The sequence below is a fragment of the Streptomyces sp. NPDC030143 genome, from assembly GCF_055573695.1.
Genome location: NZ_JBVIAY010000013.1, coordinates 216,986 through 231,718, shown reverse-complemented (window position 1 = coordinate 231,718; position 14,733 = coordinate 216,986). Strand labels below are relative to the sequence as shown.

9 protein-coding genes and 1 pseudogene are annotated in these 14,733 nt (G+C 71.3%); 3 read left to right on the top strand and 7 right to left on the bottom strand.

Annotated elements, in window-relative coordinates:
• Positions 1-200 precede the first annotated feature (200 nt).
• Positions 201-1,667 (bottom strand): non-reducing end alpha-L-arabinofuranosidase family hydrolase, encoded by a 1,467-nt coding sequence (locus ACZ4YY_RS23150; RefSeq protein WP_468293220.1) that lies wholly within the window; start codon positions 1,665-1,667, stop codon positions 201-203.
• Positions 1,668-2,466: 799 nt separating this feature from the next.
• Here ACZ4YY_RS23150 and ACZ4YY_RS23145 point away from each other — a divergent pair.
• Complete coding sequence (locus ACZ4YY_RS23145; RefSeq protein ID WP_468293217.1) at positions 2,467-3,897, top strand: endo-1,4-beta-xylanase; 1,431 nt, start codon at positions 2,467-2,469, stop codon at positions 3,895-3,897.
• Between the two features lie 100 nt (positions 3,898-3,997).
• Positions 3,998-5,305, top strand: coding sequence for an RICIN domain-containing protein (locus tag ACZ4YY_RS23140; RefSeq protein WP_468293250.1), 1,308 nt, complete (start codon positions 3,998-4,000; stop codon positions 5,303-5,305).
• Positions 5,306-5,509: 204 nt separating this feature from the next.
• On the opposite strand, the pseudogene ACZ4YY_RS23135 reads toward ACZ4YY_RS23140, so the two are convergent.
• The 6 genes and pseudogenes from ACZ4YY_RS23135 to xylB all read right to left on the bottom strand — a co-directional run.
• Positions 5,510-6,124: pseudogene (locus ACZ4YY_RS23135) on the bottom strand (alpha/beta fold hydrolase); the annotation flags it as partial.
• Between the two features lie 184 nt (positions 6,125-6,308).
• Positions 6,309-7,832 (bottom strand): acetaldehyde dehydrogenase ExaC, encoded by a 1,524-nt coding sequence (gene exaC, locus ACZ4YY_RS23130; RefSeq protein ID WP_468293214.1) that lies wholly within the window; start codon positions 7,830-7,832, stop codon positions 6,309-6,311.
• Positions 7,833-8,276: 444 nt separating this feature from the next.
• On the bottom strand, positions 8,277-9,563 hold the full coding sequence (locus ACZ4YY_RS23125) for a winged helix-turn-helix domain-containing protein (RefSeq protein ID WP_468293211.1): 1,287 nt from the start codon (positions 9,561-9,563) through the stop codon (positions 8,277-8,279).
• Between the two features lie 216 nt (positions 9,564-9,779).
• Positions 9,780-9,914 carry a peptidoglycan recognition protein family protein gene (locus ACZ4YY_RS23120; RefSeq protein WP_468293247.1) on the bottom strand — a complete coding sequence of 45 codons (135 nt, stop codon included), beginning with the start codon at positions 9,912-9,914 and terminating at the stop codon, positions 9,780-9,782.
• A gap of 358 nt (positions 9,915-10,272) precedes the next feature.
• Positions 10,273-11,481, bottom strand: coding sequence for an ROK family protein (locus ACZ4YY_RS23115; RefSeq protein WP_468293209.1), 1,209 nt, complete (start codon positions 11,479-11,481; stop codon positions 10,273-10,275).
• Between the two features lie 49 nt (positions 11,482-11,530).
• Positions 11,531-12,970 carry a xylulokinase gene (gene xylB, locus ACZ4YY_RS23110; protein ID WP_468293206.1) on the bottom strand — a complete coding sequence of 480 codons (1,440 nt, stop codon included), beginning with the start codon at positions 12,968-12,970 and terminating at the stop codon, positions 11,531-11,533.
• A gap of 128 nt (positions 12,971-13,098) precedes the next feature.
• Here xylB and xylA point away from each other — a divergent pair, with 128 nt between their 5' ends.
• On the top strand, positions 13,099-14,265 hold the full coding sequence (gene xylA / locus ACZ4YY_RS23105) for a xylose isomerase (RefSeq protein ID WP_468293203.1): 1,167 nt from the start codon (positions 13,099-13,101) through the stop codon (positions 14,263-14,265).
• The last annotated feature ends 468 nt before the right edge of the window (positions 14,266-14,733 follow it).

Here is a 14,733-nt window from a genome sequence, read left to right as displayed (position 1 = left end):
TGGGGGGAAAAAAGAGGAGGGGGGGGGGGGAACCGCTTCTCTCTGTTTTTCTCCCCCCCCCCCCCCCAAACCCCCCCCCCCCCCCCAACCCCCCCCCCCCACCCCCCCCCCCCCTCCCCCCCTCCCCCTCCCCCCCCCCCCCCCCCCCCCCCCCCCCCCCCACTCCGGCTCCATACCGGAGCCGGACCCGTGTCACACCGTCAGCGCTGCAGTGTCAGCAGACCCGGACGGTAGGGCAGGAGGCCGTAGTCGCCGCCGGAGTTGGGGCTGCGGCCCTGGTAGAGCAACTGCAGATTGCAGGGATCGACGGTCATGGTCTGATCGGGGCTGGTGCGGATCAGTTCGCCGTGGCTGATGTCGTTGGTCCAGGTGGCACCACTGTTCGCCTTGCCGGCGAAGGGGTTGCTCTCGGTCGCGGCCTGGGGTGTCCACGAGCCGTTCAGGCTGGTGGCCGTGAACGAGCGGAAGTAGCGGCCCTGCGAGCCGATCGCTTCGACGATCATGAGGTAGCGGTTCTGGCCCTGCAGCTTGTAGACCTGCGGGGCTTCGAACAGGTTGTTCGTCGTGTCGCTCATGACCACGGTCGAGGTCGAGCCGAAGCTGCCCGGGAAGTTCCCGATCGGCATGCTGGCCCGGTAGATCTTGCCGTTGTCACCGGCGAAGAACAGGTACATGTTCGTCCCGTCACCGATGAGCGTCTGGTCGATGGGTCCTGTTCCCGAGCCGGTGATGCTTCCGGAGAAGAGCACCTGCGGGGCTGACCAGCCATTCGGGTTGGTGGGGTCGCTCGACGTCCGGTAGGAGAAGGCGGTCCCGCCCCACTGGTAGGCGAGCACCCAGATGTTCTTCGGCGCGAAGTAGAGGAGCGTGGGCGCGACGGTGGACGTCGACATCGTGTTCTGGCTGGCGGAGGCCATCTCCGACCAGTTGGTGAACAGGCCGAAGTTCATCGACCCCCACTTCGTCCCGGTGTCGTGCGTGGTCGCGTAGACGAGTTGCCTGCCGTTGTAGGGGACGACGGTGAAGTCCTTGAGCGAGACCCATCCCGGCTTGGGCTGCGCCAGCGCGCCCGTCGACGTCCAGCGGTACGTCGAGGGCAGATCGCACGAACCGGGAGTGCCGCCGCCGACCTTCACGAGCCGCCACTGCTGGTTGGCGCCGCCCCAGTCGTCGTACTGGACGATGTTCGCGTTGTCGGCGGTGGAGGCGCCTTGTACCTCGAGGGCCTTGTTGCTGTGGCGCGAGATGAGCCTCACGTAGCCGTCCGAGCTGTCGGCCAGCCGCCACTGCTGGTTGGTGGCGTTCTGGTCGGTCCACTGGACGATCGAGCCGCCGTTCGCGGTGGACCAGTTGTGGACGTCCAGCACCTTGCCGGAATGGCGGGATTTGATGCGGTAGTAGCCGCCCCCGGAATCGACGAACTGCCACTGCTGCTGGTTCTGGTCGCTCCTGGTCCACTGGGTGATGCGGGCGCCGTCGTTGGTCGCCATGTTGTAGACGTCCAGGGCCTTGCCGCTGTTGCGGTTGACCAGCACGTACGAGGCGTTGGGGTCGACGGTCGCCGCTGCGGCGGGCTGGGCACCGATGAAGGTGGCCACGAGCAGCAAGGGTGCGAGAACGGCCAGTAAGCGTCTCAGACTGACCGGGGACGGATGGCGAAACAACATCAGAGGGCCTCCTTAGGGGGCGGGGGGTGAGGTGACCCCGATGAACCGCGGAGCGGACGTGCCGACGGGCAGGAGCAGTCTCGAAACATTTCGAAGAATTTCCGAATGCTGTGACGCCACAAGCTAGGAACGCGAGGCCGTCCGGTCAAGGTCTGTCGCCGATCTGTCCACAAACAGCGCCTCCCCCGGCAAGCGGCGTCCGCACGCTCGGCCCGCACCGGCCCTGAGGTGTCCGCCGACGGCGGTGCCGGGAGTTCGGCGCCCGGCTCGCCGGGTTCTCGAATGTTTCGAGCGAGGAGTCGAAACTTATTCTGCGGAGAGTATTGACGACCATCGTCAATCCCTCAATCATCCCTCTGAGCACCGGTCACAGTTCGAGATATCGAACCGTGTTGGCCTGGGCAACCTGTGCTGCACGGCAGATCCACGCATGGCTGCACGACAGATCCGCGCACCAAAGCACCTGACGCCACCCCGTCATCCGGTGAGGTTCGCACAGCGCATCCTGGCTCTTCGCGCAGTTGGAGAGGTGCGCGACGCCGCGTGGCGGTCCCCCGGCTGAGCCGCGATGGAGTACTCCCATGCCTGTCTCGAAACACCGCCGCCCGCCCTCCGTCACCCGACGGCCGACCGGGTGCGGCCTGTTCCGGTTGAGATCCTCCCGGCCCCATGACCGCGGTGTCCGGTGATTCCGTGCCGCCCGGGTTCCGGCCCGCCCCGTCCGTCCGCCGAGTGAGGGCGGAGGACGCATTCCCCGGCGCTCCAGTCCTTCCGTGATGTCTAGCTTGGAGGCACAGCCATGGGCTCGTATGCCCTTCCCAGACCCGTTGTCCGCCGGAAGATCCGCGGCCTGCTGCTGGCGCTGGTCGCCGGCCTCCTCGGTGTGGTCGCCGCACTGGCCGCGCCGCCGACCGCACACGCCGCCGAGAACACGCTCGGCGCCGCGGCGGCGCAGAGCGGCCGCTACTTCGGCACCGCCATCGCCTCGGGCAGGCTGGGCGACTCGGCGTACACGACGATCGCGCGCCGAGAGTTCAACTCGGTGACGGCCGAGAACGAGATGAAGATCGACGCCACCGAACCCCAGCAGGGCCAGTTCAACTTCACCGCCGGTGACCGCGTCTACAACTGGGCGGTGCAGAACGGCAAGCAGGTGCGTGGCCACACCCTGGCCTGGCACTCCCAGCAGCCCGCCTGGATGGCGAGGCTCAGCGGCAGCGCGCTGCGCCAGGCGATGATCAACCACATCAACGGCGTGATGGGCCACTACAAGGGCAAGATCGTCCAGTGGGACGTCGTGAACGAAGCCTTCGCCGACGGCAGCTCGGGAGCCCGGCGCGACTCCAACCTGCAACGCACCGGCAACGACTGGATCGAGGTCGCCTTCCGCACCGCGCGCGCCGCCGACCCGGCCGCCAAGCTCTGCTACAACGACTACAACGTCGAGAACTGGACCTGGGCCAAGACCCAGGCCATGTACGCCATGGTCCGGGACTTCAAGCAGCGCGGTGTGCCGATCGACTGCGTCGGCTTCCAGGCGCACTTCAACAACGACAGCCCCTACAACAGCAACTTCCGCACCACCCTGCAGAGCTTCGCCGCCCTCGGCGTCGACGTGGCCGTCACCGAACTCGACATCCAGGGCGCCTCGGCCACGACCTACGCCAACGTGACCAACGACTGCCTGGCCGTCACGCGCTGTCTGGGCATCACCGTCTGGGGCGTGCGCGACACCGACTCCTGGCGACCGCAGCACACACCGCTGCTGTTCAACGGCGACGGCAGCAAGAAGCCGGCCTACACCGCCGTCCTCAACGCACTCAACGGCGGCTCCACCACGCCCCCCACGGGCTCCGGACAGATCAAGGGCGTCGGCTCGGGCCGCTGCCTGGACGTGCCCGGCACCAGTACCACCGACGGCACCCAGCTCCACCTGTGGGACTGCCACAACGGCACCAACCAGCAGTGGACGCACACCGCCGCCGGCGAGCTCAGGGTCTACGGCAACAAGTGCCTGGACGCCGCCGGCACCGGCAACGGCACCAAGGTCCAGATCTACGGCTGCTGGGGCGGCGACAACCAGAAATGGCGCCTCAACTCCGACGGATCCATCGTCGGCGTCCAGTCCGGCCTCTGCCTCGACGCCGTCTCGGGCGGCACCGCCAACGGCACCCTGATCCAGCTCTACACCTGCTCGAACAGCAGCAACCAGCGCTGGACCCGCACCTGACGGGACCTGCCACAGACGAAAGGGTGTATCGATGAAGACCTACGGTGTGGCCTCCTTCGCCCCTCCAGCGCGACATCGCTGGTGGTCCCGGATCGCCGCCGTGGTGGCGGCAGCCCTCGCGATCGGCATGCTCGCGGTGGTGAATCCGACGCCCGCCGCGGCGGCGACGGTGGACACGAATGCCTGGTATGTCCTGGTCAATCGCAACAGCGGCAAGGCGCTGGACGTCTCCGGCACCTCCACCGCCGACGGCGCGCGGGTCAGTCAGTGGACGCGCCACGACGGAGCCAACCAGCAATGGCAGTTCGTGGACTCCGGCGGCGGCTTCTACCGCCTCAAGGCCCGGCACTCGGAGAAGGTTCTCGACGTGGCCGGGGGCTCGACCGCAGACGGTGCCGCGATCCAGCAGTGGGCCGACCGCAACGCGGCCAACCAGCAGTTCCGCCTTGCGGACTCCGACGGGGGCCACGTCCGGCTGATCAACCGCACCAGCAGCAAGGCGGTGGAGGTGCAGGGCGCCTCCACCGCTGACGGCGCCAACGTCGTCCAGTACACCGACTGGGGAGGCGCCAACCAGCAATGGCAGTTGGTCAAGCTGTCGTCCGGTGGCGGAGGCGGCGGCGCATGCGGCAGCGCTCCGACTCTGGCGAGCGGTACGCACACGATCCAGAGCGGCGGCAAGAGCCGCAGCTTCATCCTCAGGGTTCCCGCCAACTACGACAACAGCCACCGCTACCGGCTGATCTTCGCGTTCCACTGGCGGGGCGGAACCGCCGGCGACGTCGCCTCGGGCGGCACGAGCGGAAGCGCCTGGTCCTACTACGGCCAGCAGGAGCAGTCGAACAACAGCGCCATCCTGGTCGCCCCCCAGGGCCTCGGCAACGGCTGGGCCAATTCGGGCGGTGAGGACGTCACCTTCGTCGACGACATGATCCGGCGCATCGAGGGCGGCCTCTGTGTCAACCCGGCACAGCGTTTCGCCACCGGATTCAGCTGGGGCGGCGGTATGAGCTACGCACTCGCATGCAGCCGGGCGAACGTCTTCAGGGCCGTCGCGGTCATCTCCGGCGCCCAGATCAGCGGGTGCAGCGGCGGGACCCAGCCCATCGCCTACTTCGGAATCCACGGCATCAGCGACAACGTCCTCAACATCGGGCAAGGACGGTCCCTGCGCGACAAGTTCGTCAGCAACAACGGCTGCGCCGCCCAGAGCCCGCGCGAGCCCGCTCCGGGCAGCCGAACGCACATCACCACCACCTACTCGGGCTGCCGTGCCGGATACCCGGTCCAATGGGCCGCGTTCGACGGAGGCCACATACCCGGTCCGGTCGACGGCTCCGGCGGCGAAAGCGGCGTCACCACCTGGACCAAGGCAGAGATCTGGAGGTTCTTCGCACAGTTCCAGTGACACGCCCGCACCACGGGTGGAGCCAGGATGATCCTGGCTCCACCCCGTCGATGAGCCTGCTGTTCTTCCGAGGCTCAAGCCGCATGTGCCCTGCCGCTCGATACCCGGCAGGGCAACTCATGCGGGCCCACCCACCCCGCTCGACCATGTCTGAGGAGTCCTCCTGCCGTGCCTCTCGCGGCGCGACACCGGCCAGTCGGCGGTTTACTCCGAGAGCCCCGCCAGAAAGTCCAGCAGGCGTCGGTTGACCTGCTCAGGGGCCTCCTCCTGTATCCAGTGCGTCACCCCGGGCAGGATGTCGGCGCCGCGCAGGTCGGTGACGTGGCCGTCCATCAGCGACGGCGGCATGAACTGCAGCACCGGGTCCTTCTCACCGCCGATGTACAGGGCGGGCTGGTCGACGGTGCGGCCGTCGTAGGGGGCCAGCAGCTCCCAGTTGCGGTCGAAGTTGCGGTACCTGTTCAGCGGTCCGGTCCAGCCGTTGCGCTTCAGCGAGGCGATCAGCGCCTGGTCCTCGGGGGAGGGGTCGGTGAGGCTGTCGGTGGCCGGACTGTTGAGCCACGCCTCGCGGTCCTGGATCCGACGACCGCTGAGTGCGCGTTCGACGTCGGCGGCGAGGAACGCGTCGGCGACTCCGGGTTCCTGGAGCCAGAGCATGTAGAAGTCCTCGCCGAGCGTCTCGCGCCAGTACTGGGTGGGCGGTACGGGGGTGCGGGGGACGAAGGGGACCGACACTCCGGCGACGGCCCGGACCCGGTCCGGGTGGAGAAGCGCTGTGCACCAGGCGACCATCGCACCCCAGTCGTGTCCGACCACGACCGCGTGCTCCCACGGTCTGGGCCACGATCAGGTGCCTGCCGTCGGGTGTGGGGACGATGCCGTTGGCGTTGAAGGAGGCGCTGGTGGGGCCCCATTCGCCGCCCAGCGCCACTCGTGGTCCAGGTGCACCCGCAGTTGGGCGCCTGACGGGCATCTGCCCCGGTCAGGCGCCCATTTTCTGTGCCTAGAAGAAGCCCAGCCTCTTCGGCGAATACGACACCAGGAGGTTCTTCGTCTGCTGGTAGTGCTCCAGCATCATCTTGTGCGTCTCCCGGCCGATCCCCGACTGCTTGTAGCCGCCGAACGCCGCGTGCGCCGGGTAGGCGTGGTAGCAGTTCGTCCAGACGCGGCCCGCCTGGATCGCCCGGCCTGCGCGGTACGCCGTGTTGATGTCCCGGGTCCACACACCCGCCCCGAGGCCGTAGGGCGTGTCGTTGGCGATCTTGACGGCGTCGTCGAAGTCGTCGAACGAGGCCACCGAGACGACCGGGCCGAAGATCTCCTCCTGGAAGATCCGCATGCGGTTGTCGCCCTCGAAGATCGTCGGCTGGACGTAGTAGCCACCCGTCAACTCGCCGCCGTACTCGGCGCGTTCGCCGCCCGTGAGGACCTTGGCGCCCTCCTTCCGGCCGATGTCGATGTAGGAGAGGATCTTCGCCAGCTGGTCGCTGGAGGCCTGGGCGCCGATCATCGTGTCGGTGTCCAGAGGGTGCCCGGGCCTGATCAGCTCCGTGCGGGCGACGGCCGCGGCCAGGAAGTCGGGGTAGTTGCCGCTCTGGATCAGGCCGCGCGACGGGCAGGTGCACACCTCGCCCTGGTTCAGCGCGAACATCGTGAAGCCCTCCAGGGCCTTGTCGCGCAGGTCGTCGTCCTTCTCCCACACGTCGTCGAAGAAGATGTTCGGCGACTTGCCGCCGAGCTCCAGAGTGACCGGCTTCAGGTTCTCCGCGGCGTACTGCATGATCAGCCGGCCCGTGGAGGTCTCACCCGTGAACGCGACCTTCGCCACCCGGGGACTGGAGGCGAGCGGCTTGCCCGCCTCCTCGCCGAAGCCGTTGACGATGTTCACCACACCCGGCGGCAGCAGATCGGCCACCAGGCTCATCCAGTAGTGGAGCGAGGCGGGTGTCTGCTCGGCCGGCTTGATGACGACCGCGTTGCCCGCGGCGAGCGCCGGTGCCAGCTTCCACGCGGCCATCAGGATCGGGAAGTTCCACGGGATGATCTGGGCGACCACGCCGAGCGGCTCGTGGAAGTGGTACGCCACCGTGTCGTCGTCGACCTCGCTGAGCGAGCCCTCCTGCGCGCGGACCGCGCCGGCGAAGTAGCGGAAGTGGTCGATCGCCAGCGGGATGTCCGCCGCCAGCGTCTCCCGGACCGGCTTGCCGTTCTCCCAGCTCTCCGCCACGGCGAGCGGCTCAAGGTTCGCCTCCATCCGGTCGGCGATCCTCAGCAGCACGTCGGAGCGTTCGGTCGCCGACGTGCGGCCCCACCCCGGCGCGGCCGCGTGCGCCGCGTCGAGCGCCCGCTCCACGTCCTCCGCCGTGCCGCGCGCCACCTCGGTGAACGGCTGCCCGTTCACCGGCGACGGGTTCTCGAAGTACTGGCCGCGAGCCGGAGGCACGTACTCCCCGCCGATGAAGTGGTCGTAACGCGTCTGGTAGGAGACGATCGCGCCCTCGGTTCCCGGCGCCGCGTAACGGGTCATTCCGGCCAGCCTCCCTCAGTAGCGCCGTCCGCCGTCGGACAGCTCTGCGCGGGACGCTAGGACGCCGGACGTTGCAGGTACGTTGCGCGACGCGGTGCCGCCCGGCCGAGACGATCACGGAGAGCGCTCAGCCGGGGCTTGGTCAGCCGGGGCTGGGTCAGCCGGTGCGAGTGCCGGTGCCGGTGCCGGTGCCGGTGCCGGGCCGGTGTGGGGATGTTGAGGCTGGTGCTCGTGGGGGTATCGGCGCTGGTGCCGAGGTCGAGACCGACTCAGCCGAGGAGGCGATGCGACGCGGCGCCTCACCCGAAGACGCTCACCCGGAGCTGCTCTGCGGAGACCCGTTCAACCGAGGCCGCTCTGCCGAGGCCGCCCATCCGAGGCTGTCCGCCCCGAGGCCGCCCATCTGAAGCCGGTTCGGCCGGAACCGGTTCGGCCGAAGCCGGTTCAGTCGAAGTCTGTCGTCCGGCGCCGCGCCCACCTCCGGGGTGCCGTCAGCTCCGACTCCAACGCGGCCAGGCGGGCCCGTACGGGCGCCGTCGGCCGCGCCGCCGCCAGCGCCTGCCAGACCTCGAGGTCGTCCTCGCCCCATGGGGCGTGCACCCAGTCCGCCAGCAGGTCGGGATCCCGGCAGGCGACCAACGCGGCGCGCAGCCCGTCGGCGAGCCGGTGCCGCAGGCGGACGACCGCCGGTGCCTGCGACGCCGGAAGCAGCGGCCCGGTGTACGCCGTCGCAGCGGCCGTGACCGCTCCGGCCGCCAGCCGCCGCTCGACGACCGAGACGTCCGACTCCACGGGCACGGTGAGCCGGTAAGGGCGCGACGCCAGCAGGCCGGGACCCAGGATCCCGCGCAGCCGGGCGAGTTCGGCCCGCAACGTCACCGGCGTCACCGACTCGTCCGCGTACAGCGCGCAGAGCAGTTCGTCGCCGGTCAGGCCCTCCGGGTGCGCGGCCAGCAGCACCAGGATCTCGCTGTGCCGGCGGCTGAGCCGGACCCTGCGGCCGGCGACGACCAGCCACGCCTCGTCCCGGCCCAGCGCGGTCAGCTCCGACGTGGCCGACGCCGGGTGCTCGGGGGCGAGCAGTGCCAGATGGGCCTCCGCGGCCCGCGCGACGGCCTGGACGAAGCCCAGGCTGTGCGGATGCGCCAGTCCGTCGCCGCCGGTGATGTCCACCGCGCCGAGGACCCGCCCGGTGCGCGGATCGTGTACCGGAGCGGCCGCGCACGTCCACGGCTGTACCCGCCGGATGAAGTGCTCGGCTGCGAACACCTGCACCGGACGGTCGACGGTGACAGCGGTGCCCGGTGCGTTCGTCCCGACCGCGCTCTCCGACCACCGGGCGCCCGGAACGAAGTTCATCCGGTCCGCCTTCCGCCGCGTCGCCGGGTGGCCCTCGACCCACAGCAGTCTGCCGTGCGCGTCGCACACCGCGAGGAGGTGCTCCCCGTCGGCGGCGAACGTGCCCATCAGCTCACGGAACAGAGGCATCACCCGTGCCAGCGGATGATCGGCCCGGCAGGCGTCGAGAGCGCCGTCCGTCAGCTCCACGCACGCCGTGCCGTCCGGGCCGACGCCGGCCCGCGCGGAGCGGCGCCACGAGTCGGCCACCACCGCGCGGACCGGCCGCGGCACCGTGCCTGCCGCGGTGAACGTCTCGTGCGCGCGCCGCAGCACCCGTACACGCTCGGCAGGGTCGGCCCCCGGCTCCAGGGCCACCCAGGGATCGGTCAACTCGGCCTCCCGGTGGGCGATGCGGCTGGGGACATCGTCACTCCGGGTGGCCGCGCCGACAACCGTGCAGGCCGAGTTGACGAGTCTCAGGCAACGCGGCCAGTCCCAGTCCCAGTCCGGTCCCGGATCCGTGTGGTCGGTGCCCGGCACCTGGTGGTGGCCGAGGATGTGCGCCCGGCCCCTGGTGGATGCCGTACCGGTCGCAGATCGACGCCGTCAGCCGGGCGGACCGCTGGTACACCGCGTCGGTGAACCAGGCCGGCCGGTCCACCCCCTTTCGTGCTCGATACCGATGCTGTGTGCGTTGCAGTCCCAGTTGCCCGCGTGCCGGGCGACCTCGGCCTCGCCCACGCACTGCTGTGTTCTCGCGCCGGCCGCGGCTGTGGGGCGGTGCCGCAGGCTGCACCCCACGTGGATCACGCTACGACGCCCGAGGGACCGACAGGGGCGAACCGCCGGGTCCGTGGACGACGGCGGGACTGGGGACAACTCGCTCACCCGTACGGGGAGCTCCGTTTCTTGATGCGATCGACGGCTGCGCACCCCCCGCCCCCGTCCACAGCACCCAGCCCCGCGCCCGCCGGTCGACAAATCTCCACCCCGCGGCCCGTCCGTCGAGAGGTCCAGCCCGTGGCTGGTCCGTCGACGGGCCCACCACGTGGCCCGACCGTCGACAGGCTCCGCCCCGTGGCCCGTCCGTCGACAGCGCTCAACCCCGCCCCGCCACCGCCGCCGGATCGTCCAGTACGGCGCGCACCACGGAGTGCGCCGCCCCGAGCAGCGGACCCTCGGGGCCCAGCGGCGACACGGCGACGGGGCAGGGCGGTCCCGTGGTGCGCCGGGCGAGTTCCGCCTCGAGGGAGGGCAGCAGCCATGGCGCCAGGCCGGCGAGGGCGCCACCGAGCACCACACTCTGTGGGTCCAGGAGGTTGAGCGCCCCGGTCAGGGCGATGCCGAGCGCGGTTCCGGCCTCGCGCAGCGCCCGCCGTACGTCCTCGTCGCCGCCCGCGGCGCGGCCGGCGAGCAGTCCGACGCGGTCCCCGCCGGGTTCCAGGCCGGCCGCGCGGAGCACGGCTTCCTCACCGGCGTACTGCTCCAGACAGCCGCGCCCGCCGCACACGCACGCCGGCCCGTCGGGGTGGACCGGCACGTGCCCCAGTTCGCCCGCGAACCCGCGAGTGCCGCGCAGCAGGCTGCCGTCCACGACCAGCGCGGCGCCGATGCCGATCTCCGCCGAGACGTGCAGGAAGTCGCGTGGGGAGTCTTCGCCGAGCCAGAGTTCGGCCAATCCGCCGAAGTTTGCTTCGTTGTCCACCGTCAGCGGGAAGTCGGCGGGCAGGAGCGGACCGAGGTCGACGTCGTGCCAGTCGAGGTTCGGGGCGCGGACGACGGTGCGGGCGTCGCGGGCCACCAGGCCGGGGACGGCCACGGCGAGTCCGGCCGGCCACAGGCCCGCGCCCTCCGCCTCGGCGACGACCTCGCGCACGAGCCCGGTCAGCTCCGCGACCACCGGCTCGGCGGAGCGGCCCCGGTTCGTGCCGTGCCGCTCGGCGCGCGCCCGCACCTCGCCGCGCAGGTCCACGGCGCACACGGCGAGATGGTCGACGCCGACCTCGGCGCCGATCCCGGCCGGGCCGCGACCGCTGACGGCCAGCGCCGAGCCGGGCCGGCCCACCCGCCCGGGCCGCTCGGGGCCGAGTTCCTCCAGGAGGCCGGTGCGTATGAGCTCGTCGACGAGGGTCGACACCGCCGCGCGGGTCAGGCCGATGCGCGAGGCGACCGCGGCACGGGAGAGCGGTCCCTCGGCGCTCACGGCGTGCATCACCCGGGCCAGGTTGCGCCGGCGCATGCCCTGTTGCGTGTCGGGCAGTGCGCGGGCGGGGCCGGTCGGGCGGGCCTCGTGCGGCGGTGCGCTCATGCCTCCGTCGATTCTCGGTAGGTGCTCCGCTCCGGCAGCGGTGCCGCGTTCAGTCGGTGCCCCGCTCCAGCAGCGGGGCCGCGTCGGAGAGTACCCCGGCGATCCTGGAGAGGGTCCTCTCGTCCCGCTCGACGGCGTCGAGCACCGGGCCGCGTGTGGTGTTCCAGCGCCGGGCGACGGCGGCCGGGTCCTCGCCGGTCAGCAGTCCGGCGGCCTGCGCGGCGGCGCCGAGCGCGACGAGTTCCCTGGCCTGCGGGATCTGCACCGGCCGTCCCGACAGCCGGCGCACGGTCTGCTGCCAGGCCGTGCCCCGGGCGCCGCCGCCGATCAGCAGCAGGGGGGCCGAGCGGTCGGCGTCCTCGTCGAGGACCAGGTCCAGGGCGCCGAGCAGGGAGTGGACGGCACCGTCGTAGGCGGCTTGCAGGAGCTGGCCCGCGGTGGTGTCGTGGCGCAGTCCGTGCAGGAGGCCGGAGGCGTTCGGCAGGTTCGGGGTGCGCTCGCCGTCCAGGTAGGGGAGCAGCGTGAGACCGGCGGCCGGTTCGACGGCCTCGCGGTCCAGGCCGAGCAGGGCGGCGACGCGGTCGACGGCGAGCGTGCAGTTCAGGGTGCAGGCCAACGGCAGCCAGTCGCCGTGTGCGTCGGCGAAGCCGGCCACCGTGCCGGTCGGGTCGGCGGGGCGCCGCTTCGTCACCGCGTACACCGTGCCCGAGGTGCCGAGGCTCAGCACCGGGGTGCCCGGGCGCAGTCCGAGCCCCAGAGCTGCGGCCGCGTTGTCACCGGTGCCCGGCGCGACCAGCGTGCCCTTGGAGAACGGCAGCTCGTGATGGACGCGGACGGTCCCCGCCACCTCACCGGGACGCACCACACGCGGCAGCAGCGCCGGGTCGAGACCGACATGGTTCAGGATCTCGGCGTCGTACTCCTCGGTGCCGGACGCCCACCAGCCGGTGCCGCTGGCGTCGCCGCGGTCGGTCGTGCCCTCGCCCGTCAGGCGCTCGGTGAGGTAGTCGTGGGGGAGGCGGACGGCCTTCGTGGCGCGCAGAACCGCCGGCTCGTTCTCGGCGAGCCACGCCCACTTCGTCACCGTGAAGGAGGCCGCCGGGACGGATCCCGTGCGCTCCGCCCAGAACCCAGCGCCGCCCAGTTCCTCCGTCAGCCGGCGTGCCTGCGGTGCCGAGCGCACGTCGTTCCACAGCAGGGCCGGGCGCACCGGCTCGCCGTGCCCGTCCAGCGTCACGAGCCCGTGCTGCTGTCCGCCGATGGACACCGCAGCCGCCTCGTGCGCCACGTCGCCGCATTGGCGCAGCGCCTCGCACAGGGCGTCCCACCACTGGCGCGGGTCGCTCTCCCGGCCGGCCCCCGAGGACACGGTGTGCGGCGCCTGACCGCTCGCGACGACCCGGCCGGTGGCCGCGTCGACGACCAGCACCTTGGTGGACTGGGTGGATGTGTCCACGCCGACGACGAGCGGACCCTCGGCTGCTGACATCGGGCTCTCCCTAAGTTTTTTGCGCGGCTCTGCGGGATCTGTCTTCCCAGAGATGCGTCCGCATACTAATTTGTAAACGGCCATGACGAAATAGTCGGCGAGACAGTCTTCAAGCAAGGAGCCGCGGTATGAGCTACCAGCCCACCCCCGAGGACAGGTTCACCTTCGGCCTGTGGACCGTCGGCTGGCAGGGACGGGACCCGTTCGGCGACGCCACGCGGCGTGCCCTGGACCCGGTCGAGACGGTGCAGCGCCTGGCCGAGCTGGGCGCCTACGGCGTCACCTTCCACGACGACGACCTGATCCCCTTCGGATCGTCCGACAGCGAGCGCGAGGAGCACATCAAGCGCTTCCGCCAGGCGCTGGACACCGCCGGACTGTCCGTGCCGATGGCCACCACCAACCTCTTCACCCACCCGGTCTTCAAGGACGGTGCGTTCACCGCGAACGACCGTGACGTGCGCCGCTACGCGCTGCGCAAGACGATCCGCAACATCGACCTGGCCGCCGAGCTCGGCGCCGAGGTCTACGTCGCCTGGGGCGGCCGCGAGGGCGCGGAGTCCGGCGCCGCCAAGGACGTGCGCGTGGCCCTCGACCGCATGAAGGAGGCCTTCGACCTTCTCGGCGAGTACGTCACCTCCCAGGGCTACGACCTGCGCTTCGCCATCGAGCCCAAGCCGAACGAGCCGCGCGGTGACATCCTCCTGCCCACCGTCGGCCACGCGCTGGCCTTCATCGACCGCCTGGAGCGCCCGGAGCTGTACGGCGTCAACCCGGAGGTCGGTCACGAGCAGATGGCGGGCCTGAACTTCCCGCACGGCATCGCCCAGGCGCTGTGGGCGGGCAAGCTCTTCCACATCGACCTCAACGGTCAGTCCGGCATCAAGTACGACCAGGACCTGCGCTTCGGCGCCGGTGACCTGCGCTCCGCGTTCTGGCTGGTCGACCTGCTGGAGAGCGCCGGCTACACCGGCCCGCGCCACTTCGACTTCAAGCCGCCGCGGACCGAGGACCTGGACGGCGTGTGGGCGTCCGCGGCGGGCTGCATGCGCAACTACCTGATCCTCAAGGAGCGTGCGGCCGCCTTCCGCAACGACCCGGAGGTCCAGGAGGCCCTGCGCGCCTCCCGGCTGGACCAGCTGGCCCAGCCCACCGCCGCCGACGGCCTGGAGGCCCTGCTCGCCGACCGCGGCGCGTTCGAGGACTTCGACGCCGAGGCGGCAGCCGCCCGCGGCATGGCCTTCGAGCGGCTGGACCAGCTCGCCATGGACCACCTGCTCGGCGCCCGAGGCTGACGGCACGCGCGCGTGGGTGCGCTGCCGGGGCCTCTGCCGGGCTCCGTGAGCGCACCCGCGCGCGTACCGCCGCGCGCCCGGGTGGGCCGTCCGGCGCCGCTCCCTGATTCTTCCCGTGCCCGCGGACGGCCCGCGCCCGGGTCCACCACGTGCCGATCGACAGCACCCGAACCCACGAGGCGGCCGGATCACGTCCGCCCCTCGCCCGACGACGGGCGCACCGCCCCGAGCCGGAGTCGGAGGGATGCCCGACCCCCGGCGCAGCATCACCAGACGCAGCCGCACCGCCTGCAAGGGCCCCCGGCGACGGCCGTGAAGCCGTCCGGTACTGCGGCGGCACGTCCGCCAGGGGCCGACGAGGCCCGTGAAGCCGGCCTCGGGAACCCGTACGGCGCCGGTTGCGAGGGCCCCGCGACGGGCCCCGCGACGGGGTGGAGCCCGCTCGCAGGAGCCCGTGTGGGCGCCGCC